The following is a 22,119-nucleotide window of genomic DNA, read 5'->3' as shown; positions in this document are numbered from 1 at the left end:
GTGGCATCCGTTCACCCGGCCGCGGTCGTGGGACCGGGCGAGAGCGACGCGGTGACCCATGCCCTGGGCGGCCTGGGCGCGCCCGTCGACTGCACGGGACTGCGCAGTCTGCCGCTGGAGGGGCCGCATGTGCTGTGGCTCGTCGTCGGCGGCACTTTGGATCTCTTCGCGGTCGACGCCGCCCAGCAGGGGCACTGGCACTTCCTCGGCCGCCTGGAAGCGGGCACCCTGCTGCTGGGCCCGGTCGAGGGCCCCCGGCACACCCTGCTCGGCAGGCCCTCGCAGGACTGTCTGCTGCGCCGGATCCCGCTGCGGGAGCTGTACCGGCCGGAGCACAGCGGCGAGTACCCGGCGTACGGGTCCGAGTATCCGACGGGGTACGGGACCGGCTACCAGACGGGGTACGAGGCGCCGACCCCGCTGGAGCACGCCTTCGCCCTCGGCACCGGACGTGGCCTCGGTGTCCTGTTCCAGGCTCCGCTGGAGGGCCGGGCCACCGACGAGGCCATGGCCGACGACGACATCCTGTGGATGCCGGTGCCGTCCGGCAGTGTCCAGTACGGCGCGATGTACAGCGCCGAGGCCGCGGGCGATCTGCTGGTCGACGCCGCGCTGTGGCAGCAGATGGTCAACCAGCAGTACCGGCTGCTGTCCGCGGTGGACCGCTGGATCGAGACCCTTGAGCGCGCCCACGAGGACCGTACGGCCGCGGGCATCAAGGCGGGCGAGACCGTCCGGGCCCGGGCCGACCAGGCGCTGCTGGCCTCCATCGGCAGGCCCGAGCGGGCCGGGCGGGCATCCGCCGGAGCGGACGGGGCCGACGACGACGCGACCTTCGCCGTCTGCCGGCGCGTGGCGGAAGCCGCCGGGATCACGCTCACCGAGCCGCCGAAGAGCGGCCCGGTCAACGACCGCGTCAGTCCCGTCGAGCGGATCTCGACCGGCTCCCGGATCCGCACCCGCGCGGTCCGGCTGGAGGGACGCTGGTGGCGTACGAACACCGGTCCCCTGGTGGGCCATTGGGCCAAGTCCGGCGCCCCGGTCGCCCTGCTGTGGCGCCGCGGCCGCTACGAGGCGGTGAACCCGGCCTCCGGCCTGCGCATCCGGATCGGCGAGAACCAGGCGGAGGAACTCGAGCCGCGCGCCGTGATGTTCTACCGCCCGCTGCCGGAACGGCCCATGACCCCCTGGCGCCTCCTTCGCTTCAGCCTGCGCGGTGCCGCAACGGACGTACGCAATCTGGCGATCGGCGGACTGGTGACCGTCGCCCTCGGCGCGCTGGTGCCCATCGCGACCGGCCAGGTGCTCGGCGTGTACGTACCGACCGCCGAGAAGAGCCTCATCGTCCAGGTCGCCCTGGCCGTGATGATCGCCGGCATCGTCTCGGCGGCGTTCATGCTGCTGCAGAACCTCACGGTCCTGCGGATGGAGGGCCGTATGGAGAGCGCGCTCCAACCGGCCGTGTGGGACCGGCTGTTGCGGCTGCCGACGCGGTTCTTCACCGAGCGCTCCACCGGGGAGCTGGCCGGCGCGGCGATGGGCGTGAGCGCCGTCCGGCGGCTGCTGTCCGGCATCGGTCCGGTGGCCCTGCAGGCGGGCACGGTCGGCGGGATGAACCTCGTACTGCTGCTCTGCTACAGCGTGCCGCTGGCGCTCACGGCCATCGCCATGCTGGTCGTCATCGGAGCAGTGTTCCTCGGGATGGGACTGTGGCAGCTGCGCTGGCAGCGGGAGCTGGTCGAACTCGGCAACAAGCTCAACAACCAAGCCTTCCAGACCCTGCGCGGACTGCCCAAGCTGCGGGTCGCGGCGGCGGAGAGCTTCGCGTACGCCGCGTGGGCGCGGGAGTTCGCCCGCTCCCGGGAACTCCAGCAGCGGGCGGGGCGGATCAAGAACCTGACGACGGTCCTCGACGCGGTCTATCTGCCGCTCTGTTCGCTCACCATGTTCATGCTGCTGGCCGGTCCCGCGCGCGGGAGCATGTCGGCGGGTGAGTTCCTGACGTTCAACACCTCCGTGACCATGCTGCTGACCTCGGTCACCCAGCTGTCGGGGGTGCTGGTGTCGGCCGCCGCCGCACTGCCGATGTTCGAGCAGATCAGGCCGGTCTTCGAAGAGGCTCCCGAGGTCCGAGGGGCCAGTGCCCAGCCCGGCACCCTGTCCGGCGGGATCGAGACCAGAAAGCTCAGCTTCCGCTACGCCGACGACGGCCCGCTCGTCCTCGACGACGTGTCCCTGCAGGTGCGGCCGGGCGAGTTCGTGGCGATCGTCGGCCCCAGCGGCTGCGGCAAGTCGACGCTGCTGCGCCTCCTCATCGGCTTCGACCGGCCGACTTCGGGCAGTGTCCTGTACGACGGCCAGGACCTGGCGGCCCTGGACCAGGCCGCCGTACGCCGCCAGTGCGGAGTCGTCCTGCAGAACGCACAGCCGCTGACCGGATCGATCCTGGACTGCATCTGCGGCACCGAGGCCTTCACCCAGGAAGAGGCCTGGGAGGCGGCCGAGATGGCGGGCCTGGCCGAGGACATCAAGCGCATGCCGATGGGCCTGCACACGATGATCGCGGGCGGCGGGGCGATATCGGGCGGCCAGCGCCAGCGCCTGATGATCGCCCAGGCCATCGTCCGCCGCCCCCGCATCCTCTTCTTCGACGAGGCCACGAGTGCGCTGGACAACGAGGCCCAGCGCATCGTGATCGAGTCCACCCGCCGCCTGAGCGCGAGCCGCGTCGTGATCGCCCACCGGCTCTCGACCGTGATGGACGCCGACCGCGTGATCGTGATGTCGGACGGCCGGATCGTGGAGCAGGGCCGGCCGTCCGATCTGCTCGCCCATGTGGGCGGGCACCTTCACGAACTGGTACAGCGCCAGATGACGTGATTCAACAGCAGTTCGGGACCGGGCTGGACCGGCGACGGTGCCCGATGCCGCGTTGTTCGGTGAGGTGGCCGCGGGCGGTGGTCTCAGCCCGCGTGGAGGCGACAAGGCTGAGACCACCACCCGCGGCCACCTCACCCCTAGGGAGTGTCTTCAAAGTAGCGTCGTCCGCCCGAAGGGCGGGCCTGGCGGCGTCTGGTGCGTGCGATCGCAAGGCGGAGGAAGGAGCCCACGCGGAGCATCGGCGACTGACGACAACGCAGCGAGCGTGCGTGCCAGACGCCGCCAGGCAGACGGGACTTTGAAGACACGACCTAGGGCCTGATCCAAACGACAGGCCCTAGATGGCTCGGCAGACGTGCACCGGCCCGGGGACCGGCCGGGGCTATGCGGCCGCCGTGTTGTCGGCGAGCAGCAGGTCGGCCAACTGCTCCTGGGTACGGGCGTATGCCGGGTGGTTGGTGATTGTCGCGCGGTCCCGAGGACGCGGGATGGGCACCGGGATGATCGTGCGCACCGACGGCTGCGGCGGGTTGGACATGACCACGATCCGGTCGGCGAGCAGAATGGCCTCATCGAGCCCGTGCGTGACCATGAGCACCTTCTCGGTCTCCGACTCGTTGCCCCACAGCTCGACGAGTTGTTGTTGCAATCGCGAGCGGGTGAGCGCGTCCAGTGCACCGAACGGCTCGTCCAGCAGCAGAGTACGGGGTCCCACGGCGAAGGCCCTGGCGACCGCGGCGCGCTGAGCCATGCCGCCCGATACCTGGCCCGGGCGCTTGTCGCGGTGCTCCCACAGCCCGACGGCGGTCAGATACCGCTCGACCATGTCGTCGGCCTTTGTCCGGGACCAGTCCGGCCGTGCCGCGCGGACGGCCTCGCGCACATTCGCGAGAAGGCTCAGCCTGGGCAGCAGTGAATAGTTCTGGAAGACCATCGCCCGTTCCGGACCCGGCCCCGTGACGGCCTGACCGTCCACGACGATCTCACCCGCATTCGGGCGGTCAAGTCCGCCGACCAGATTGAGCAGCGTCGACTTGCCGCAGCCCGAGTGACCGATGAAGGAGACGAATTCCCCTTCCTCGACTGTCAGATCGACCCCTCGTAGAACATGCTGAGCGGCTGATCCCCTTCGGCGGAACGACTTGTGTACCCCGCGGATCTCGACGGTCACGACTTAACCTCCTCGATGGCCACCTTGCGCGAGAGCCGTACCAGGATCGCGTCAAGGATCAGACCGACAAGACCGATGAGGACGATCGCGGCGACGACCGAGCTGAGGTTGCCGGCGTTGTACGAGTCCCACACGAAGAACCCGATCCCGGAATTGCCGGAGAGCATCTCGACCGCCACGATGACCATCCAGGCGATGCCCATCGACAGCCGCAGACCGGTGATGATCGACGGCAGGGCGTTCGGCACAAGCACATGCCTCAGGTAGGCGATGCGACCGAAGCGGAAGACCCGCGCGACGTTGCGGTGATCGTGAGGGATGTCCGCCGCACCGGCCGCGGTGTTGATGAGCGTGGGCCACAGCGCGGTAATGAAGATCACGAATATCGAGGCCTGGGAGGCGTCCTTGAACACGGCCAGCCAGATCGGAAACCAGGCCAGCGGCGACACGGGACGCAGCACCTGCACCACCGGGTTGAATGCCAGCCAGGCCCGGCGGCTCGCGCCGAGGAGCAGCCCTGCCAGCACCCCGACCACGGCGGCCAGAGCGAAGCCGGTGAACACCCGCTGCAGCGAGGTGGCCAGCTGAAGACCTACCCCCTTGTCGTTCGGGCCGTTGTCGTAGAACGGATCCCCCAGCAGGTCGACCAGCGTCCGTGCCCCGTCGAGCGGGGCCGGGACGTCGGTGGACCGGGATGCGGCCAGCTGCCACAGCAGCACCACGATTGCGGTACCGAGCACGGCCCATCCGATGCCGCGGCCCAGCTCGGCAAGCCGACTCACCCAACCGCCGCCGAGGGGCGACCGGGAGGCGGCGGGGGGGTCGGGCGGCCCGGGCTGGGCTTCCGCCTCAGCCGGTTCTGCCTGGTCCGTATGCGTCAGCGAGCTCGTCATAGCCGCTTCGCCTCCTCCTGCGGCTTCTTGGGGTCGAACATCGTGCCGTCGAGCTTCACGTGGAACGGGCTCATGTCGTCTGCCGGGACGTCGATGCCCTCCTTGCCGGCGACCTCCTCGTAGAGGTCGCGCAGGATGATCTCGTCAGCGATCTTGGTGTACGGCGGCGCCTCCTTGAGGAGCCCGAAGCGCTGGTACTGGCTCATGAACCAGATCGCGTGCCCGCGCCGCGGCGCGGAGGTCTGTCCGTCGCGGAAGAACATCATCTGGTCGCCGCTGAACTTCTTCTCGCCCAGGTCGGCTCCCAGCTCGTAGTTGCCGAGCAGTCGGCCCTCGATCTCCTTGGCCGGTGCCTTCACGTACTGCGGGGAGCCGATCGTCGTCGCCGCCTTGGCCCGGTTGTCCAGGTCGTCGAGCCACTTGCACGCCTTGAGGACGGCCCCCATCACATCGGCCAGGACGTCTTTCTTCTCCGCGGCGAACTTGGCGCCGGCGACCAGGGCCTTCTCCGGGTGGTGCTGCCAGATGTCCTGGGTCGTGATGTGGGTGAAGCCGATGTCCTGCTTGACGGCGAGGGCGTTCCAGGGCTCACCGACGCAGTAGCCGTCCATGTTGCCGACCTTCATGTTGGCGACCATCTGCGGCGGCGGGATCGGAACGATCTTGACCTTCGACAGATCGGCCTTGGTCGCCTTGAGCCAGTAGCGCAGCCAGGTGTCGTGCGTACCACCGGGGAAGGTCATGGCCAGGGTCGGGGACTTCTTCTCAAGGAGTGCCTTGGCGGCCTTCAGGTCCGCGTAGCCGGCGTCGGCGAAGTCCTTCTTGAGGGTGATGGCCTGGCCGTTGTTGTTCAGCACCATGGCGATCTTGAGGTCGGTGGAACCCTTGCCCGCGATCTTCGTTGCAACGGACAGAGGGAGGCTGAAGAGGGCATGCGCGGCATCGATCTGCCCATTGAGCAGGTTGTCCCGGGTGGCGGGCCAAGAGGCCTGCTTGATCAATTCAACATTGAGGTCACGCTCGGCGAAGTACCCGAGTTCCTCCGCCATCACCAGGGGCGCACAGTCGGTCAACGCGATGAATCCGAGTCGCACGGTACGGCCGGGCTTGGCTGATGAGGACTTCTTGTCGGCCGATCCACACGCGGTGAGCGCGCTGCCGAGCGAGGCGGTAAGGGCGGCTGTTCCAGAGAGGCGGAGGAAGCCCCTACGCCCGAGGTTGTTGTCCATGGCCAGAAGGTATGGGTGCCCGGCGACGGTGGAATTGCGCGTATGTCAAGGACGCAAATCACACATCTCGCAGCCCCGTGGGCACGCAGTGTGAGGTGGACGAAACGAGCCGGAGCCTTCCAGAGCAGGCTCCGGCGCCGGGAGAAGGCGGGGTCTTGCCCCCCCACACCGGGCGGCCTGCCGACGCCCCGCGCGAGCATCAGCAGGTGCCGATCACCCCGGCACACCTCGCAGCCGGCCGGGAAATGGCCTACGCACTGGGCCAGTTGGGCTGCCACTTCGAGGCACATCAGATGTGCACCACAGTGCGCTCGACGCGCGGGAGCGCGCCATGGGCCCCGACCACCCGGACACCTTGCGCTGCCGTCACAGCCTCGCGGTCAATCTGTTCGGGCTCGGGCGCCCGGAAGACCCGTACCGCATGGCGCGCGATACAGCGATCTCCTGCGCGGCCCGGCCGCCGCCGGTCGCGGTGCAATCGGCATTTTCACGCCACCTTGCCAACCACGGTCGGCGGCTGACCACAGGACCTAGTCGGCCACGCCGTCCAGGTGCGGCAGGTAGTGATCGAGGCGGTCCCGCTTGGTCCACAGATAGGACCTGTTCTCCGCGCGCGGCGGTATCAGCAGGGGTACCAGATCGGCGATCTTGATGCCGTGCCGCAGCAGCGCCTCGCGCTTGAGCGGGTTGTTCGACAGCAGCCGCACCGACTGGACGCCGAGATCGTGCAGGATGTCCGCCGCCACCTGGTAGTCGCGGGCGTCGACGGGGAGCCCGAGGGCGATGTTCGCCTCGACCGTGTCGAGGCCCTCCGCCTGGAGCTTCATCGCCCGGAGCTTGGCCAGCAGGCCGATTCCGCGCCCCTCATGGCCCTGGAGGTACACGAGAATGCCGTGCCCTTCCTGCACGATGGCGCCCAGCGCGGCGGACAGTTGGTCGCCGCACTCGCAGTGTTTGGAACCGAAGACGTCTCCGGTCAGACACTCCGAATGCACGCGGGTAAGCGCTCCTTCTCGCTCGACATCGCCGAATACCAGCACCATTTGTTCCTCGCCGCTTTTGCGGTCCAGGTAGCCGATCGCGACGAAATCGCCGTGCACGGTGGACAGTTGGACATCCACCACTCGTTCGACACCTGATGGACGAACACTTCCGCGGAACGCGCCATCACTTTCTGTCATGCGCCCGATCCTATCTGGCAGACTGCGTGTGGTGTGAGGGAAAATGACGAAGGGCACAACTGGGCGCCCGATTCATCACGTTCGACCATCGGCGCGCAGAGCGAACGACGAAAGGCCGGAAAGACATGAGCAGTTCGGGAACGCCACGGCAGGCAGCGGGACTGTTGCCGTTGCAATCCACGGAGGATGTGAGGGCCGAGGGGGCCGACATCGCCATCCTTCCCATCGGCAGCTTCGAGCAGCACGGTGCGTATCTTCCCTTGGTGACCGACACGGTCGTCGCCTGCACCATCGCGCGTGAGGTCGCCGCAGCTCATCGGGTACTCCACCTTCCTCCGCTGACCGTCTCCTGCTCCCACGAGCATGCCGCCTGGCCGGGCACCGCCAGTATTTCCGCCGCGACCCTCAACGCCGTGGTACGGGACATCGCCGACTCGCTGAGCCGGTCCGGTATCGGCGCCCTCATTCTGCTCAACGGGCACGGGGGGAATTACGTACTGCGCAATGTGGTTCAGGAATCCGACAGCAACGGTATCCGCATGGCGCTTTTCCCGGGCACGGCGGACTGGGACGCCGCCCGGGCCAGAGCCGGTGTGCAGACCCCGTCGCACAGTGATATGCACGCGGGGGAAGTGGAGACATCCATCCTGTTGCACGCACATCCCGAACTCGTCCGCCCCGGCTTTGAGACATCTGATTTCCTTGCCGACGAGCGTAAGCATCTCCTCACTCTCGGTATGGAGGCATACACGGACTCCGGAGTCATCGGCCGTCCGTCCATGGCATCCGCCGACAAGGGAAAGGAACTGCTGGCCTCACTTGTCGAATCCTTCGGTGAGTACGTCTCGCTGCTCTCCGGGCGGGGGACGCGATGAGCGGCACCGGTGGTGTGCTGGACGCGGCGGAGGCCTGGAAGCGGCTGCGGGCCGTACGGTCCGGGGCGGACGCGGAGGCCGCGGGACTGGTCCTGGACCCGAAGAGCGGCGGGCACTGGACGCAGGACGCCTCGCCCGAGGCCGAGTGGCTCGCGGAGCGCTATCTGCCGCTGTGCCTGGCCGGTCCGCGCGTGGCATTCGCGCAGCTCGGGCAGAGCCTGGACGGTTTCATCGCGACCCGTACCGGCGACGCCGACTATGTCACCGGCGAGGAGGACCGCAGCCATCTGCACCATCTGCGGGCCCTGGCCGACGCGGTGGTCGTCGGAGCGGGCACGGCCGTCGCGGACGATCCTCAGCTGACCGTGCGTGCCTGCGCCGGGGCCAACCCGGTGCGCGTCATTCTCGATCCGCGCGGCCGGGTGCCGCTGGGGCGCCGGGTGTTCACCGATGGGTCAGCCCCCACTCTGTGGGTGGTGGGCGCCGACAGCGGCCGGGACAAGTCCGTCCCCGCCGGTGTCGAGGTTCTGACCCTGCCGGACCAGGACGCGTTCGCCCCGGGGCGCCTGCTGGACTCGCTCGCGCGGCGCGGCCTCGGCCGGGTGCTGATCGAGGGCGGCGGCGTCACCGTGTCGCGCTTCCTTCACGAGCAGGCGCTGCACCGGCTGTACGTCACCGTGGCGCCGGTCCTGATCGGTGACGGCATCCCCGGGCTGCGCTTCGCCGGACGGCCGGTGATGCGCGAGGCGCTTCGCCCACCGGTCCGACGCGCCTTCCTCGGCGAGGACACGCTCTTCGAGCTCGACCTGCGGGCGACGTAGACGGGCGAGCCAGGGGCCGAGGAGCACGCCGATGCCGGGCAGGCTCGCGGCGAAGGTGAGGACTCCGTAGACCACGGCGACGGTCAGGCCCTGGGCGGCGCCCAGTCCGGCGGCGCCGAAGGCCCAGGCGGTGACGCCTTCCCTCGGCCCCCAGCCACCGACGTTCAGCGGCAGCGCCATGGCGAGCAGAGCGAGCACCATCAGGGGAGCCAGCTGGGCGAACGGAGCCGTTGACCCCGCTGCCCGGGCGGCGAGAAGGAACATGCCCAGATGCCCCGCCAGCACCGCGACGGACGAGATCACCACTCCCGGCCAGCTGGCGCGGGCGAGCAGTCCGAGGCGTGCTTCGGCCAGCGCCGTGCGGGTCGCCCGGTGCCAGCGGGAGGTGCCGGGCTTCCCGCGCAGCCGGACGGCGACCGTGATCATCAGCGCGCCCGCGACGGCGACGGCCGCGGCGAAGACCGGCACGGTGGCGAGGTGGCGGGCCGCTGTCAGCGCCGGGGACGGCTGGGCGAGCAGCACCACCCCGCCGACGGCGATGAGGACGACCTGACCCGCGGTCCGTTCGAGGACGACCGCGCGGACGCCCCGGCCGATGTCACCGGTGTTCTGCCCGTGCCGTACCGCGCGGTGCACATCGCCGAGTACGCCACCGGGCAGCGCCGCGTTCAGGAACAGGGCCCGGTAGTAGTCGGCGACGGCCCTGCCCAGCGGCAGCCGGATGTCCAGGCCGCGGGCCACCAGGCGCCAGCGCCAGGCGCTGAACACAGTGGTGAGCAGGCCCAGCCCGAGGGCGGCCAGAAGGGTCGGTCCGTCGATCCTGCGCAGCCCGTCCAGGAAGGCGCCGGTGCCAAGACGCCACACCAGCACGGCCAGGATGCCCGCTCCGGCGAGCGTGCCGATGCGGGCCCTCGTCCGCCCGCTCATGAATTCCCACCCGTCGCGCTGGGCAGTGCCAGCAGATCGCTGTGCTGCACCACCACCGTCAACTCGCCCGCCGCGCACGCCGCCAGGCGGCGGCGCAGATACGCCTGGGCGCGGGGGGCCAGGGAGGGGCGCTGCTCGCAGGCGGCGCCGACCCAGCCGCGCAGCCACTGCGCCGTCAGCAGCGCGTCGTCGGCGCCGAGCTGCCAGGGGCTGGCGTGCATCCGTACCGTCGCGCCCTGCCGTACGAAGGCTTCGGCGGCGACCGTGACGGCGTCGGGCCCCAGCCGACCCTCGCGCTGCTGGTGTTCGTTGAAGGCTTCGGCGATCTGGTCGTCCAGCGGCTCGGACGGTGTCAGCTCGACCCGCCCCACCACGGACAGCGCCAGCAGTGCCGGGCAACGGGCCCCGGCGCAGGCCCGGGCGAGCGCCTCGATCTCGTCCCGGGTGAGTACGTCCAGCAGCGCGGAGGCTGTCACCAGCGAGGCACTGGCAAGGAGGTCAGCCGTCAGGTGGGCGATGTCGCCGCGTTCCGTGGCGACCGTGACGCCGCTGCCGTCGGCTGCCGTACGGGGGGTGTGAGCGGCCGCCAGGCGGAGGAGTTCGGGGTCGTGGTCGTGCAGGATCCAGTGCTGGGGGCCGGGGAGCCTGGGTGCGAGCCAGCGCCCCATGGAGCCGGTGCCGCAGCCGAGATCGCGGATCACCAGATCGCCGGCCTTGTGGCCTGCCAGCCGGTCTCGCAGCGGATCGAGGAGTTCGGTCGCGCGGGCGGCGGCGTCGGCGCCCTCCCGCAGCTCGAGCCACTCGGGGGCGTAACGGGGTGCGTCGGTCGCATTCACGCGGCCCTCCGGGGATCGAGTCGGACGTGTTCCAGAGCGCCCGCCAGATTGCGGGCCGTGGTCTCCCAACCATCCAGCGCGGCGCGACGGGCGCCCGCGGCCGCCCTCAGCCGATGGCGCAGGGCAGGGTCGCCGAACCAGCGGCGCAGCGCCGTCGCGAGCGCCCCGGCGTCTTCCGACCGTACGAGCAGGCCCGGCACAGTGCCGTCGGGCGCGTGCCCGACCGCCTCCGGGAGTCCGCCGACGGCCGTCGCCAGTACGGGAATGCCGCGGGCAAGCGCCTCGGTCACCGCCATGCCGTAGGTCTCCGCGTACGAGGTGAGGACCAGGAGGTCGGCATCGGCGTAGGTCGCGTCCAGCTCCGCGCCGCTCTGCGGCCCGACGAGGTGCACCCGGCCGTCGAGGCCGGACTTTTCGATCAGCGCGCGCAGTTGGGCGACGTATGCGGGGTCCTGGCCGAGGCCTCCGGCGCACACGAGCGTCCAGGGCAGGTCCGCGACGTCGGCCAGGGCCTCGACCAGCCGGAGCTGCCCCTTGCGCGGGGTCACCGAGGCGACGCAGACCAGCCGCGAGGCGCCGTCGGTGCCGGCGGCCTGGGGCTCGATGTCGGCGCCGGGGGCCGCGACATGGACCCGGCCGGGGTCGAGCCCGTGGTGGGCCACAAGCCTGCGGGCCGCCCATTCGCTGGTCGCCACGACCGCGGGCACGGAACGCAGGGTCCTGCGCTCCAGAGCGTCGAGCTCACTCACCCGCGACGGTGCGAGCCCTGTCTCGTCGCCCAGCGGCAGGTGCACCAGTACCGCGATACGCAGCCGTCCGGTCTCGGGGACGACGATGTCGGGAACGGCGCAGGCGACGAGTCCATCGAGGAGGACGACTGCACCGTCCGCGGCCCTGGCCAGGATGCGGGCCAGCTCGGCCCGGGCGTCAGCTCCGGGCTGCGGCCAGCTGCCCGCGACGGTGTGCTCCCGGACCTGCCAGCCGGTGCCGGGCAGGTCCCGGCACAGGCGGCGGTCGTAGATGTTGCCGCCACTGGGCGCGGCCGGATCGTCGACCCCGCCCGGCATGACGATGTGCACCGAGCGGCTCATAGCGATCGCTCGTAACTCGCCCAGGCGACATGCGACTCATGCAGGGTGACCGTGATCCCGGCCAGTCCGCGTGCGCCCTCGCCCAGAGCCCCCGCCTGCACGCGGTCCGCGAGGCGGTCGGCGATGACCTTGGCCAGGAATTCCGTACTGGTGTTGATGCCGGCGAAGTCCGGGTCGTCGTCGAGATTGCGGTAGTTCAGCGCGCCCACGACGGTGCCGAGTTCCTGGGTGGCCAGGCCGATGTCGACGACGATGTTGTCCGCGTCCAGTTCGGGACGGCGGAAGGTGGCGTCCACGAGGAACGTAGCTCCGTGCAGGCGCTGCGCGGGTCCGAAAACCTCCCCGCTGAAGCTGTGAGCGATCATGATGTGATCACGGACGGTGATGCTGAACAAAGGACGACCCTCCAGGTGCGGTGGCACATCTGACCTGTAGTACGGCCGATCGGTCCGCCCTGTTCAGCGGTCGTACCGTACGCGCAGACACAACCCTGGAAGATCGCCGGAAGCAAGCCTCGGCAGCGCATCCGGCAACTCGTCGAAAGCACACTCCGCAGTGATCAGCGCATCGAAGGCGGGATCGGCGAGCAGATCGAGCGCGAGATCGAGCCGGTCGGCGAAGGTCCGGCGCGAACCCCTGGCCGGGGACACCGTGCCGACCTGGCTGCTGCGTACGACGAGGCGGCGGGAGTGGAAGGCCTCCCCCAGCGGCAGGCTGATGCGCCGGTCTCCGTACCAGCTCAGTTCGAGGACCGTGCCCTCCGGGGCGAGGAGTTCCAGTGAGCGCGCCAGCCCTTCCTCGGTGGCGCTCGCGTGGACGACGAGATCACAGTCGCCCGCGGCCTCTTCGGGGAGCGCGAAGTCGACGCCGAGCGCCCTGGCGATGTCCGCCCGCGCGGGATTGGCGTCGACGAGCTGGACGCGGACGGCGGGGAACCGCGCGAGTACGGCGGCGACACTCGCGCCGACCATGCCCGCGCCCACGACGGCGATGCGGTCGCCGAGCATCGGTGCCGCGTCCCACACGGCGTTCACCGCGGTCTCCACCGTCCCGGCCAGCACCGCCCGGGCGGCGGGGACGCTGTCCGGCACGGGAGTGACGGCACTCGCGGGGACGACGAACCGGGTCTGGTGCGGATAGAGGCTGAAGACCGTACGGCCCACCAGCTCCCCCGGCCCCTCCTCCACCAGACCCACGTTGAGATAGCCGTACTTGACGGGCCCGGGGAAGTCGCCTTCCTGGAACGGCGCGCGCATCACGCCGTACTGGCTCTCCGGCACACCCCCGCGGAAGACAAGGGTCTCGGTGCCGCGGCTCACGCCGGAAAAAAGCGTGCGCACCAGGACTTCGCCTGCGGCGGGGTCCGCGAGGGCGACCTCCCGGACCTCGCCGTGGCCGGGAGAGCGGAGCCAGAAGGCACGGGCGACGCGCTGCATCGGCGTCCTCCTGAACGATCGCGCGGTGATTAACGTACTGGTCGCTGAAGCCGCGGCCACGGTACGCGGGAATGATCGACTCTGTCACTCACCCGGAGGTTGCGCACGGTGGCCTTGAACAATGCGTACGACATGAGGCCGCTGCGGCACGAGACGGCCGTGGGAGCGGGCGCACAGCTCGCCCTGCTGGGTCTGCTCGGCACGGTGATCGGCCTGGGGCCCGCGGGCTGGCTGACGGGCCTGGCCTTCGGGGTCGCCACCTGGGCGGCCCTGACCCGCGCACTGCGCCGCTCCTGGCTCGAGTCCTTCGGACCGGCCAATCGTGTGACGCTGGCCCGCGCGACGCTCGTCGGCGGGGTGACCGCGCTGGTCGCGGACTCCTTCGAAAGCCCGCCCCCGGTCACGGTCCTGGTCGCCCTCACCACGGTCGCCCTGATCCTCGACGCGGTCGACGGCAAGGTCGCCCGGCACACCGGCACGTCGTCCCCGCTTGGGGCACGCTTCGACATGGAGGTCGACGCGTTCCTCATCCTGGTGCTCAGCATCTACGTCGCCATGTCCCTGGGCCCCTGGGTGCTCCTGATCGGCACCATGCGCTACGCCTTCGTCGCGGCGGCGCGGGTCCTGCCCTGGCTGAACGGATCCCTGCCGCCGAGCACGGCCCGCAAGACGGTGGCGGCGCTCCAGGGGATCGTGCTGCTGGTGGTGGGCGCGGGGATCCTGCCGGTCCTGCCTGCCTTCGCTGCGGTCTTCGTGGCGCTGGCGCTGCTGATGTGGTCCTTCGGACGGGACATCAGGTGGCTGTGGCGGGTGCGGGACGGGGAGGCGGCTAAGGACGTCAGCCGGTCGCCCGACCTGTCCCCCGCCTCCAACCGCCCTCAGGAGCTTCAGACTCCGGCGAACTCGATGAATGCGACCCACGCAGCCTGAGACACCGCGAACCGCGGCCCGTCCTTCTCCTTGGAGTCACGGACGTGGACGGCGTCCGGTCGGCAGGCGACCTCTACGCAGCTGTCACCCTGGGAACCGCTGTAGCTGCTCTTGAACCAGTCCAGCTTGTCGTTGGTGCTCATAGCGCTCCTCGCATCCGCTGCAACAGCTCCGCCGAGTCCGCCGGGGACAGGGCCTGTGAGCGCATCTTGGCATAGCGCATCTGCATCAGGCTGACGTCTTTCGGGCCAGAGTTCAGCTGCCCGGTCTGCTGGCCCTCCGAGTAGCCCAGCCACTTGTTGTCCGGTGTCTCGAGAAGCTGCATCGGGCCGTCCGTACCAGCGTGATACGGCTGTCGCAGCGGCATGATCTGCAGCTCGACGTTCCACAACTCGGCGCAGGCGATGAGGTGGTCCAGGAGTTCCCGTGTGACGCTCTCACCACCGGTGTGCCGCAGCAGCACCGACTCCTCGACGATGAAGCTGAACGCGATCGGTGGCGTACGGGTCAACAGCTCCTGCCGCTCCATGCGCGCGGCGATCCGCTCCACGACCTCCGCCTCGGTGGGCGGCGGCGGGACGTTGAGCATCACGGCACGCGCGTACGCCTCGGTCTGCAACAGACCGGGCATCACCCGGCATTCGTACGTGCAAAGGCTGACGGCCGCGGACTCCAGCTGCGCCCACAGCCGGAACCACGCGGCCAAACCGGGCCGCCGCGACACATGCTGGGCCACCGCCCGCAGCACGCCGAACGAGTCCAGTGCCTCCTCCGCCCGCTCGACGAAATCACCGGGCGGCATGCGCCGCCCCTGCTCGATCGAGGCAACGCACGCATGCGAATAGCAGACCAGCGGCGCGAGTTGCTCCTGCGTGAGCGAGGCCCGTTCACGGAAGACCTTGAGGACGGCTCCGAATGCCTTGAGGCTGTCGGACTGTTCGGGTGCACTGCTGTTCGCCATGGGTGGCGACCCCCTTGTCGCGCTTGTCGCACTCGTTGCACCTGTACAACGACCCCATGTTCACGTTGGGTTACTCGTACCGTCCAGAGGGTGAGGTCGTACAGCGCGCCTGCGTACGGGCAGCCGCCCACGCAAGGCCCTGGCGCAGAGCGCCACCTGCCGATGTGTCCGAAAGCTAGGCAGCAACTACTCCCTGCATGTACCTTTCGCTCCCTATGTTGCACAGCGCGGCGCCCCAACATGGGGAAGGGAAGGGCGATATGCAAGGAAACGTTCCTCCCCTCCGTACCGAACGGCTTCGGTCAGGCGGCCTCGCCGACTCGGTGTACGAGACCGCCGAACGCGACCCCTCCCTGGTGCAGCTCTCCCGACTGACCGGCATCCGGCCGGAGACCTGGGAACCGGTCAGCGCGCAGCAGTTCCGCGACGACGTGATGGCCGTGGCCAAGGGATTCCTGGCCAACGGAATCCGCTTCGGCGACCGGGTCGCGCTCATGTCCCGTACCCGCTACGAGTGGACGATTCTGGCGTACGCCCTGTGGTCCGTCGGCGTCGAGATCGTTCCCGTCTACCCCACGTCGTCGATCGAGCAGGTGCGCTGGATCCTGTACGACGCCCAGGTCCGGGCCATCGTGGTCGAGCACGAGAACCATGCGATGACGGTGGCGGCGGCGACTGACACCGAGTCGCCGCTGTTCGCGATCTGGCAGATGGACCTGGGCTGTGTCGATGGCCTGATGGGCCAGGGCATCGACGTGGACGACGAACTGATCCACCGTCACCGCGCCGCCGTGATGTCCGACCAGGTCGCCGCGATCAGCTACACCTCCGGCACCACCGCCACCCCCAAGGGCTGCCTCATCACGCACGCCAATCTGGCGGCGGAGTGCGACATCCTCCTCGAAGGCTGGGGCGGGATCCTCGCCGAGCCCGGGGTGCAGCCGTCGATCCTCAACTTCCTTCCCGTCGCACACATTTACGGGCTGGCGGTCGTCGTCTGCTGTCTGCGCGGCGGCATCCGGCTCGGGCACCAGCCCGATCTGACACCCGAGACGCTGCTCCCGGCCCTGGCAACCTTCCGGCCGACGTTCCTGTTCGCCGTCCCGTACATCTTCGAGAAGATCTTCCACAAGGCCCGCCGCGCCGCCGAGGACGCGGGCCACGTCAGCCTCTTCGACAAGGCTGCCGCCGTCGCGGTGCGCTACGCCGAAGCCGCGGAACGCCACGCCATCGGTACGGGCCACGGCCCGAGCCCGTCGCTGAAGGTCCTGCACTCGGTGTACGACCGCCTGGTGTACAGCAAACTGCGCGCCGTCCTGGGCAGCCAGGTCCGCAACGCGGTCTCCGGCGGCTCCACGCTCCGCAGGGAACTGGGGCTCTTCTTCGCGGGCACGGGTATCACGGTCTACGACGGCTACGGCCTCACCGAAACCTCCGGCGCGATCACGGCCCAGCCCCCGGGAGCGGTCCGCTTCGGCACCGTGGGCCGTCCGATCCCCGGCTCCGCGGTACACATCGCGGACGACGGCGAGGTATGGGTCCGCGGCGACACGGTCTTCGCCGGATACCTCAACAACCCCAAGGCCACCGAGGCGGTCCTGCGCGACGGCTGGTTCGCCACCGGCGACATGGGCCATCTCGACGACGAGGGCTACCTCGTCATCACGGGCCGCAAGAAGGACATCATCATCACCAGCGGCGGCAAGAGCGTGGCCCCCCTCCCCCTGGAGGAACAGCTGCGCCACCACCCGCTGATCTCGCAGTGCCTGGTCGTGGGCGACGACCAGCCCTACATCGCGGCCCTGATCACGGTGGACCCCGAGGCACTGGCGCACTGGCAGAACCTCAGGGGCAAACAGCCGGCGGACGTCTCGGCGATGACGGACGACGAGGAGCTCCGGGCCCAGATCCAGCGGGCGATCTCGCGGGCGAACACCCGGGTCTCGAGGGCGGAATCCATCCGGGCCTTCCGGATCCTGCCGAACGAGTTCAGTCAGGACGACGGCCTGATGACGCCGACGCTGAAGCTCAAGCGGCGAGCGATTACAGGGGCGTACGCGGCGGACATCGACGCGCTGTACACGCGCTGAGGCGGGTGTGGCGTCAGTCGAGCGACCTCAGTTCCGGAGCGAACGAAACCAGTCAGCATCGTGCGCTGGGGGTCGGCTCACCGGAACCGAAGGAGCCGCCGCTCACGCTGCTGATCAATCGTCACAGGTAACGGTTTGACCCGCTCACTTCAAGCCACTACTTTCTGCGCACCGGCTTGCTCCAAGAGGACAGGCCCCATCGCGGTCCTTTGGGGGGACGCAGTGAACTGGTACGTGGATGTACTCAAGAAATATGCGGTATTCAGCGGGCGTGCGCGCCGGCAGGAATACTGGATGTTCACCCTTTTCAGCGTCGTCATCAGCCTCGTGCTGCTGGTCCTCGACCGGGTGCTGGGCACCAGCTTCCTCCAGCTGATCTACGTGGTCGGCGTGTTCCTCCCGAGCCTCGGCGTCACGATCCGCCGACTGCACGACACGGACCGCTCGGGCTGGTGGATCCTCATCGGGGCGATCCCGCTGGTTGGCTTCATCATCCTGATCGTCTTCCTGGCGACCGAGGGCAAGCCGCACGACAACGCGCACGGCCCGGACCCGAAGGCCGTCGCGGCCTTCTGACGCTGACACCCCGGCCGGCGGGACCGCTCCCTGCCGCCCGGTGGCCTCACCGTCCGCTCGATTGCCCGTCAGCCCACGGCTGACGGGCAATCGTCGTTGTGGGCGGTACTAGACGGTGCGCCCCACATTCAATGTGTTAGGCCTGGGACGTGCCAGAAGCCTGCGCGATGGCGGGGTTTGTCACCATGCCGAGGGCCAACTCTGCGTAGAACTCCCCAAGTTGCTCGGGCGAGTCCGGACCGTCGAGCCGGTACCAGCGGACGAGGTCGACCGCCAGGGACAGCATTGCCCGCACGACCCGGTTCACGTCGACCTTCACGAAGGAACCGTCCGCGATGCCCCGGAGGACTGCCTTCCGGAACACTTCGGTGGTCTGCTGCCGGATGCTGAGCACCTCCTCGTAGTGCTCCGGAGTGAGGGAGAACATCTCGTACTGGTTGACCCGGCCGGCGACATGGTGGCGGGCGTGCCAGGCCACGAATCGCGAGAAGACCGACCGGAGATGCGCCGCCGTGTCCGGGGCCTCGGGGCCCTGAAGTGCCGCGAGGGCTCGCTCGTGTCCGACCCGGGAGATCGTGAACAGCACGTCCTCCTTCGAGGCGAAATGGACGTACAGCGAGGCAGGGCTCAACTTGGCGCCCGCCGTGATGTCTCTCGTCCTGGTGGCCTGGAAGCCCTTCGCCGCGAAGCATCGCACCGCCGAGGTGAGCATGCTCTGGCCCACCTCACTGAAGCCGTGCCCCCACAGCGCCGGCGACTCGTCCTCGAGCCGGGCATCACGCGCCTCTTCCGCATGGGACAAACCGGAGCGCTCCGCGACCGACATCCTGTCTCCTCCACCACAGGCCCCGAACCGCAGAGCCCGTACTCCCGTGACCACACACTGGCCATCCATATTAGTGACTATGCGCTCAGCCACGGACCTGGCTGCCCTTGCGGCAGGGAGAACATGCAACGAGGGCCGCAACCCTAAGGTCGCGGCCCTCGTCATTGTTTGTTTGTTTGTTTGTGTCCGAGGGGGGACTTGAACCCCCACGCCCGATAAAGGGCACTAGCACCTCAAGCTAGCGCGTCTGCCATTCCGCCACCCGGACAAGGTGACCGCGGTCTCCCGCGGCGACAGGGACAACAATACCAGGGGTTTGAAGCGCCCCTCACCTGTATATCCGGTGGTCAGTGGGGTGCCGGGGGCTCGATCAGAGCCCGTTTCCCGCACCCACCAGGCACAGCTACCGCGTGTACCCGTACGCCTGCGCAACGTAACGCTACCGTCGGCTCCGTGAGTGATCGCAGCTATCGACGACCCCGCGTCCTCTCGCAACTGCGCGAGCATCTGCGGGACACCTTCTGGTTCGCGCCGACCGCCGGGCTGGTCTGCGTCCTCGTGCTGTGGGGTGCGGCCGCGGAGCTGGATGCGGAGATCATCTCGTCACTGCAGGACCAGCAGGAGTACGAGATCATCGAGGATCTCATCGAGCTCGCCAATGATGCCAAGACGATCGTCACCACGATCAGCTCGGCGATGATGACCTTCATCGGCGTCGTCTTCAGCATCTCGCTGGTGGCCGTCCAGATGGCGAGCGGGCAGCTCACCCCCCGCGTGGTGAGGATCTTCGTACGGAGCCGGATCACCAAGGCCACCTTTTCGGTGTTCCTGGCGACGTTTCTGCTGTCGCTGCTTGTACTGACGTCGTTCGAGAGCAAGACAGATCCGCGCCTCGTCACCTCGGTGCCGTTCGTGCAGGGCGTGCTGACCATGGTGATGGTCGGGCTGAGCATGCTGCTCTTCATCGCCTTTGTGACGTCGATGCTGCGGCTGATGCAGGTCGGACCCGTCGTTGACCGCATCGCCCGGGAGGCCATGCACGCGGTGGTGAGACAGCCGGGCGGGGAGCGGGAACCGGCACCGCTCGCGGCGGAGAGCGCGTGGGTTCCGTACAACGGTCGGGCCGGGGTGCTGCGGGATGTGAATGTCGCGCGGCTCGTACGGATCGCGAGGCGGCAGGGGGTCGTGCTGCGGCTGATCCCCCGGATCGGGGACTTCGTCGTGCCGGGGACGCCGATGCTGGCGGTGCACGGGACGGGGGAGCTCTCGCGGCGTGCGTTGAGTTACACCGTGTCCGTGGGGGTCGAGCGGACCTTTCACCAGGATCTCGGGTTCGGGCTGCGGCAGTTGTCGGACATCGCGCTGCGCGCCCTGTCGGCCGCCGTGAACGATCCGACGACCGCCGTGCAGTGTCTGGACCGGATCGTGCAGTTCCTGACCGTGGTGGCGAGGAAACCTCTCGGGGCGGTGCACCACCGGGACGGCAACGGCGAGGTGCGGCTGGTGCAGGACGTGCCCGGGTGGACGGATCTCGTGGATCTCGCGCTCGCCGAGGTACGGCTGCACTCGGCGGGCAATCCTCAGGTGAGCCGACGGCTGTTGGCCGGGATCGACGATCTGCTGCTGATCGCGCCCGGGGAGCGGAAGGAGCCGTTGATCAGGCATCGTGCACTGCTGGTTCAGGCGGTGGAGCGGGCCGTGCCCGAGGCGGCCGAGCGGGAGTTCGCGCTCCTGCCCGACCGCCAGGGGATCGGCTGAGGCATCACGGCATCACGGACTTACGGCATTACGGACTTACGGCATTACGGACTTACGGCATCAGGTGGTAGTCGGGGAAGTTGCCCGGCAGCCGCTCCCCCGCCGGGCCGTCGGTCACGGCCCGCACCAGCAGTTCGCCGCCGACGAAGGCACCGCGCCACGACGCCCCGAAGCCGCCGAAGAGTTCGTCGCGGTCGCCGCGCGAGCGGGGCTTGCCCTGGCCGACCTTGAAGGCACGGATCTGCGGAGACAGACGCTCGTACGTCTCCGGGTCGTCCGTCGACAGGGTCGCCACGAGCGCGCCGTTGGAGGCGTTCATAGCGGCGAGCAGTTCGGCCTCTGTGTCGACGAGGACGATCGTGTCGACCGGGCCGAACGGCTCCGCGTGGTGCAGCGGCGAGGACGGCGGCGGGCCCAGGAGCGTCACCGGCGGGACGTACGCCGAGGTGTCCTGGCCGGAGAGGAACGCGCCGTCGGACAGCGTGCCCCGGTGCAGCGGCACAGCCCCGCGGTCGATCGCCTCGGCGACCTGGTCGCCCAGTTCCTTGGCCTTCGCCGCGTTGATCAGCGGGCCGAAGTCGAGGTTCGGCAGCGGGTCGGCGGCCTTCTCGACGGCCAGGGGGTGTCCCGTACGGATGGAGCGTACGGCGGGCAGGTAGGCCGCCAGGAAGTCGGCGAACAGCTCGCGCTGGACGACGAATCGCGGGTATGCGGTGCAGCGCTGCTTGCCGTAGTCGAAGAGCTTGGGGATCACGGCGGTCAGTGAGTCCCAGTCACTGAAGTTCCACAGGCCCCAGGTGTTCAGGCCCTCCTGCTCCAGGATGTGCCGCTTGCCGAGGTCGGCGACCGCGGTGGCGATACGGGCCCCGGTGTCGCGGCCGCCGACGAAGGAGACGCAGCCGATCTCCGGGGAGCGGACCAGCGCTTCGGAGAGCTGGCCGCCGCTGCCGCTGACCAAAGTGATCGGGATGCCCTCGCGGGCGGCGAGCGCGGAGGCCAGGGTGAGGCAGGCGACGCCGCCGTCGGTCGGGGTCTTGGCGATGACCGCGTTGCCCGCCAGTGCCTGCACCAGCATGGCGTGAACCAGTACGGACATCGGGTAGTTCCAGCTGGCGATGTTGGAGACAGGGCCGGGCAGCGGGGTGCGGCCCTGAAGCATCGGCTCGATGCCGTCGACGTACCAGCGGACTCCGTCGATCGCACGGTCGACGTCGGCCTGGGCGAGCCGCCACGGCTTGCCGATCTCCCAGACCAGCAACAGGGCGAGCAGCTCGCGGTGTTCGGTGAGGGCGTCGAGCGCGGCACCGACGCGGGCCCTGCGCTCTTCGAGGGGGACGTGCCGCCAGGCGCGGTGCTGGTCGAGCGAGGCGCGTACCGCCTGCTGGGCGGTCTCGGCGTCCAGGCGCGGCGGCCCGGCGATGGGGCTGCCGTCGACGGGGCTGGTGGCGGACAGGGCGCTGCCGTCGGCCTGCCACTGCGCGGACCAGAGGTTGAGCACGCGCTCGTCCCGGAAGGCCTCGGGGGCGACGGCGAGAGCGCGCTGCCAGGCGTCGGACCAGGCGGTGCCGGGCTTGAGGATGAGGGTGGATGCTGCGGTGAGGGTGGGTGCCATGAAGGTGGTCTCCGCTCGAAAGGGGG

The 22,119-nt window shown here is 69.4% G+C and carries 19 protein-coding genes, 1 tRNA gene and 1 pseudogene; 7 read left to right on the top strand and 14 right to left on the bottom strand.

Annotation, left to right across the window (positions count from 1 at the left end; all coding sequences use genetic code 11):
* Window positions 1-2,880 (top strand): NHLP bacteriocin export ABC transporter permease/ATPase subunit, encoded by a 2,880-nt coding sequence (locus OG741_RS32510; RefSeq protein WP_405603664.1) that lies wholly within the window; start codon window positions 1-3, stop codon window positions 2,878-2,880.
* A gap of 382 nt (window positions 2,881-3,262) precedes the next feature.
* On the opposite strand, the gene OG741_RS32505 is transcribed toward OG741_RS32510, so the two are convergent.
* From OG741_RS32505 to ribA, 4 genes are all read right to left on the bottom strand, one after another.
* The gene (locus OG741_RS32505) at window positions 3,263-4,051 is read right to left on the bottom strand and encodes an ABC transporter ATP-binding protein (RefSeq protein WP_405603662.1); all 789 of its coding nucleotides are present in this window, start codon (window positions 4,049-4,051) and stop codon (window positions 3,263-3,265) included.
* Complete coding sequence (gene ntrB / locus OG741_RS32500) at window positions 4,048-4,944, bottom strand: nitrate ABC transporter permease (RefSeq protein WP_405603661.1); 897 nt, start codon at window positions 4,942-4,944, stop codon at window positions 4,048-4,050. The genes OG741_RS32505 and ntrB overlap by 4 nt, the downstream gene beginning before the upstream one ends.
* A complete protein-coding gene (locus OG741_RS32495; protein ID WP_405603659.1) occupies window positions 4,941-6,173 on the bottom strand; it encodes an ABC transporter substrate-binding protein in 1,233 nt (410 codons plus the stop codon). Before OG741_RS32495 ends, ntrB begins: the two co-directional genes overlap by 4 nt.
* 530 nt (window positions 6,174-6,703) lie before the next feature.
* Entirely contained in the window at window positions 6,704-7,354 is a 651-nt protein-coding gene (gene ribA, locus OG741_RS32490) for a GTP cyclohydrolase II (protein WP_405603658.1), read from the bottom strand.
* Window positions 7,355-7,479: 125 nt separating this feature from the next.
* Between ribA and OG741_RS32485 the strand changes: the two genes are divergently transcribed.
* Both OG741_RS32485 and OG741_RS32480 read left to right on the top strand, forming a co-directional pair.
* Window positions 7,480-8,229: a creatininase family protein gene (locus OG741_RS32485; protein WP_405603656.1), complete on the top strand. Its 750-nt coding sequence runs from the start codon at window positions 7,480-7,482 to the stop codon at window positions 8,227-8,229.
* Entirely contained in the window at window positions 8,226-9,050 is an 825-nt protein-coding gene (locus OG741_RS32480; RefSeq protein WP_405603655.1) for a RibD family protein, read from the top strand. Before OG741_RS32485 ends, OG741_RS32480 begins: the two co-directional genes overlap by 4 nt.
* A gap of 99 nt (window positions 9,051-9,149) precedes the next feature.
* Here OG741_RS32480 and OG741_RS32475 read toward each other — a convergent pair.
* The 5 genes and pseudogenes from OG741_RS32475 to OG741_RS32455 form a co-directional block, all read right to left on the bottom strand.
* A pseudogene (locus tag OG741_RS32475) lies at window positions 9,150-9,977 on the bottom strand (lysylphosphatidylglycerol synthase transmembrane domain-containing protein); the annotation flags it as partial.
* The gene (locus tag OG741_RS32470) at window positions 9,974-10,882 is read right to left on the bottom strand and encodes a class I SAM-dependent methyltransferase (RefSeq protein ID WP_405603653.1); all 909 of its coding nucleotides are present in this window, start codon (window positions 10,880-10,882) and stop codon (window positions 9,974-9,976) included. The pseudogene OG741_RS32475 and the gene OG741_RS32470, both read right to left, overlap by 4 nt.
* Window positions 10,810-11,904 (bottom strand): glycosyltransferase family 4 protein, encoded by a 1,095-nt coding sequence (locus OG741_RS32465; RefSeq protein ID WP_405603652.1) that lies wholly within the window; start codon window positions 11,902-11,904, stop codon window positions 10,810-10,812. The genes OG741_RS32470 and OG741_RS32465 overlap by 73 nt, the downstream gene beginning before the upstream one ends.
* Window positions 11,901-12,299, bottom strand: a complete 399-nt coding sequence (locus tag OG741_RS32460; protein ID WP_328666831.1) for a 6-carboxytetrahydropterin synthase — start codon at window positions 12,297-12,299, stop codon at window positions 11,901-11,903. The genes OG741_RS32465 and OG741_RS32460 overlap by 4 nt, the downstream gene beginning before the upstream one ends.
* Before the next feature lie 63 nt (window positions 12,300-12,362).
* Entirely contained in the window at window positions 12,363-13,340 is a 978-nt protein-coding gene (locus OG741_RS32455; RefSeq protein ID WP_405603650.1) for a zinc-binding alcohol dehydrogenase, read from the bottom strand.
* A 108-nt stretch (window positions 13,341-13,448) separates the two neighbouring features.
* Here OG741_RS32455 and OG741_RS32450 point away from each other — a divergent pair, with 108 nt between their 5' ends.
* The gene (locus tag OG741_RS32450; RefSeq protein WP_405603649.1) at window positions 13,449-14,270 is read left to right on the top strand and encodes a CDP-alcohol phosphatidyltransferase family protein; all 822 of its coding nucleotides are present in this window, start codon (window positions 13,449-13,451) and stop codon (window positions 14,268-14,270) included.
* Here the strand turns inward: OG741_RS32450 and OG741_RS32445 are convergent.
* A complete protein-coding gene (locus OG741_RS32445) occupies window positions 14,228-14,413 on the bottom strand; it encodes a DUF397 domain-containing protein (RefSeq protein ID WP_266483226.1) in 186 nt (61 codons plus the stop codon). The two genes, OG741_RS32450 and OG741_RS32445, sit on opposite strands and share 43 nt — an antisense overlap.
* Complete coding sequence (locus OG741_RS32440; RefSeq protein ID WP_405603648.1) at window positions 14,410-15,231, bottom strand: helix-turn-helix domain-containing protein; 822 nt, start codon at window positions 15,229-15,231, stop codon at window positions 14,410-14,412. The genes OG741_RS32445 and OG741_RS32440 overlap by 4 nt, the downstream gene beginning before the upstream one ends.
* Before the next feature lie 260 nt (window positions 15,232-15,491).
* Between OG741_RS32440 and OG741_RS32435 the strand changes: the two genes are divergently transcribed.
* On the top strand, window positions 15,492-17,321 hold the full coding sequence (locus OG741_RS32435; RefSeq protein WP_405603647.1) for an AMP-dependent synthetase/ligase: 1,830 nt from the start codon (window positions 15,492-15,494) through the stop codon (window positions 17,319-17,321).
* Between the two features lie 222 nt (window positions 17,322-17,543).
* Window positions 17,544-17,897 carry a DUF805 domain-containing protein gene (locus OG741_RS32430; protein WP_405603646.1) on the top strand — a complete coding sequence of 118 codons (354 nt, stop codon included), beginning with the start codon at window positions 17,544-17,546 and terminating at the stop codon, window positions 17,895-17,897.
* A 136-nt stretch (window positions 17,898-18,033) separates the two neighbouring features.
* Here OG741_RS32430 and OG741_RS32425 read toward each other — a convergent pair whose 3' ends face one another.
* Window positions 18,034-18,723, bottom strand: coding sequence for a TetR/AcrR family transcriptional regulator (locus OG741_RS32425; RefSeq protein WP_405603644.1), 690 nt, complete (start codon window positions 18,721-18,723; stop codon window positions 18,034-18,036).
* 183 nt (window positions 18,724-18,906) lie between these two features.
* Window positions 18,907-18,991: transfer RNA gene (locus OG741_RS32420), tRNA-Leu, on the bottom strand.
* 185 nt (window positions 18,992-19,176) lie between these two features.
* Between OG741_RS32420 and OG741_RS32415 the strand changes: the two genes are divergently transcribed.
* Complete coding sequence (locus OG741_RS32415; RefSeq protein ID WP_405603643.1) at window positions 19,177-20,481, top strand: DUF2254 domain-containing protein; 1,305 nt, start codon at window positions 19,177-19,179, stop codon at window positions 20,479-20,481.
* A gap of 52 nt (window positions 20,482-20,533) precedes the next feature.
* Here the strand turns inward: OG741_RS32415 and OG741_RS32410 are convergent, their stop codons facing one another.
* Window positions 20,534-22,093 (bottom strand): aldehyde dehydrogenase family protein, encoded by a 1,560-nt coding sequence (locus OG741_RS32410; RefSeq protein WP_405603642.1) that lies wholly within the window; start codon window positions 22,091-22,093, stop codon window positions 20,534-20,536.
* Window positions 22,094-22,119 lie beyond the last annotated feature (26 nt).

The sequence above is a fragment of the Streptomyces sp. NBC_01410 genome (assembly GCF_045040195.1).
Classification (GTDB): Bacteria; Actinomycetota; Actinomycetes; order Streptomycetales; family Streptomycetaceae; genus Streptomyces.
This window is presented reverse-complemented; position numbering and strand designations above follow the sequence as displayed.

Bases quoted from the DNA above. Each gene is read 5' to 3' on its own strand.
- OG741_RS32480 (WP_405603655.1), top strand. From the start codon at position 8,226: ATGAGCGGCACCGGTGGTGTGCTGGACGCGGCGGAGGCCTGGAAGCGG.
- ribA (WP_405603658.1), bottom strand. From the start codon at position 7,354: ATGACAGAAAGTGATGGCGCGTTCCGCGGAAGTGTTCGTCCATCAGGT.
- ntrB (WP_405603661.1), bottom strand. From the start codon at position 4,944: ATGACGAGCTCGCTGACGCATACGGACCAGGCAGAACCGGCTGAGGCG.
- OG741_RS32435 (WP_405603647.1), top strand. From the start codon at position 15,492: ATGCAAGGAAACGTTCCTCCCCTCCGTACCGAACGGCTTCGGTCAGGC.
- OG741_RS32410 (WP_405603642.1), bottom strand. From the start codon at position 22,093: ATGGCACCCACCCTCACCGCAGCATCCACCCTCATCCTCAAGCCCGGC.
- OG741_RS32465 (WP_405603652.1), bottom strand. From the start codon at position 11,904: ATGAGCCGCTCGGTGCACATCGTCATGCCGGGCGGGGTCGACGATCCG.
- OG741_RS32425 (WP_405603644.1), bottom strand. From the start codon at position 18,723: ATGTCGGTCGCGGAGCGCTCCGGTTTGTCCCATGCGGAAGAGGCGCGT.
- OG741_RS32455 (WP_405603650.1), bottom strand. From the start codon at position 13,340: ATGCAGCGCGTCGCCCGTGCCTTCTGGCTCCGCTCTCCCGGCCACGGC.
- OG741_RS32485 (WP_405603656.1), top strand. From the start codon at position 7,480: ATGAGCAGTTCGGGAACGCCACGGCAGGCAGCGGGACTGTTGCCGTTG.
- OG741_RS32495 (WP_405603659.1), bottom strand. From the start codon at position 6,173: ATGGACAACAACCTCGGGCGTAGGGGCTTCCTCCGCCTCTCTGGAACA.
- OG741_RS32440 (WP_405603648.1), bottom strand. From the start codon at position 15,231: ATGGCGAACAGCAGTGCACCCGAACAGTCCGACAGCCTCAAGGCATTC.
- OG741_RS32445 (WP_266483226.1), bottom strand. From the start codon at position 14,413: ATGAGCACCAACGACAAGCTGGACTGGTTCAAGAGCAGCTACAGCGGT.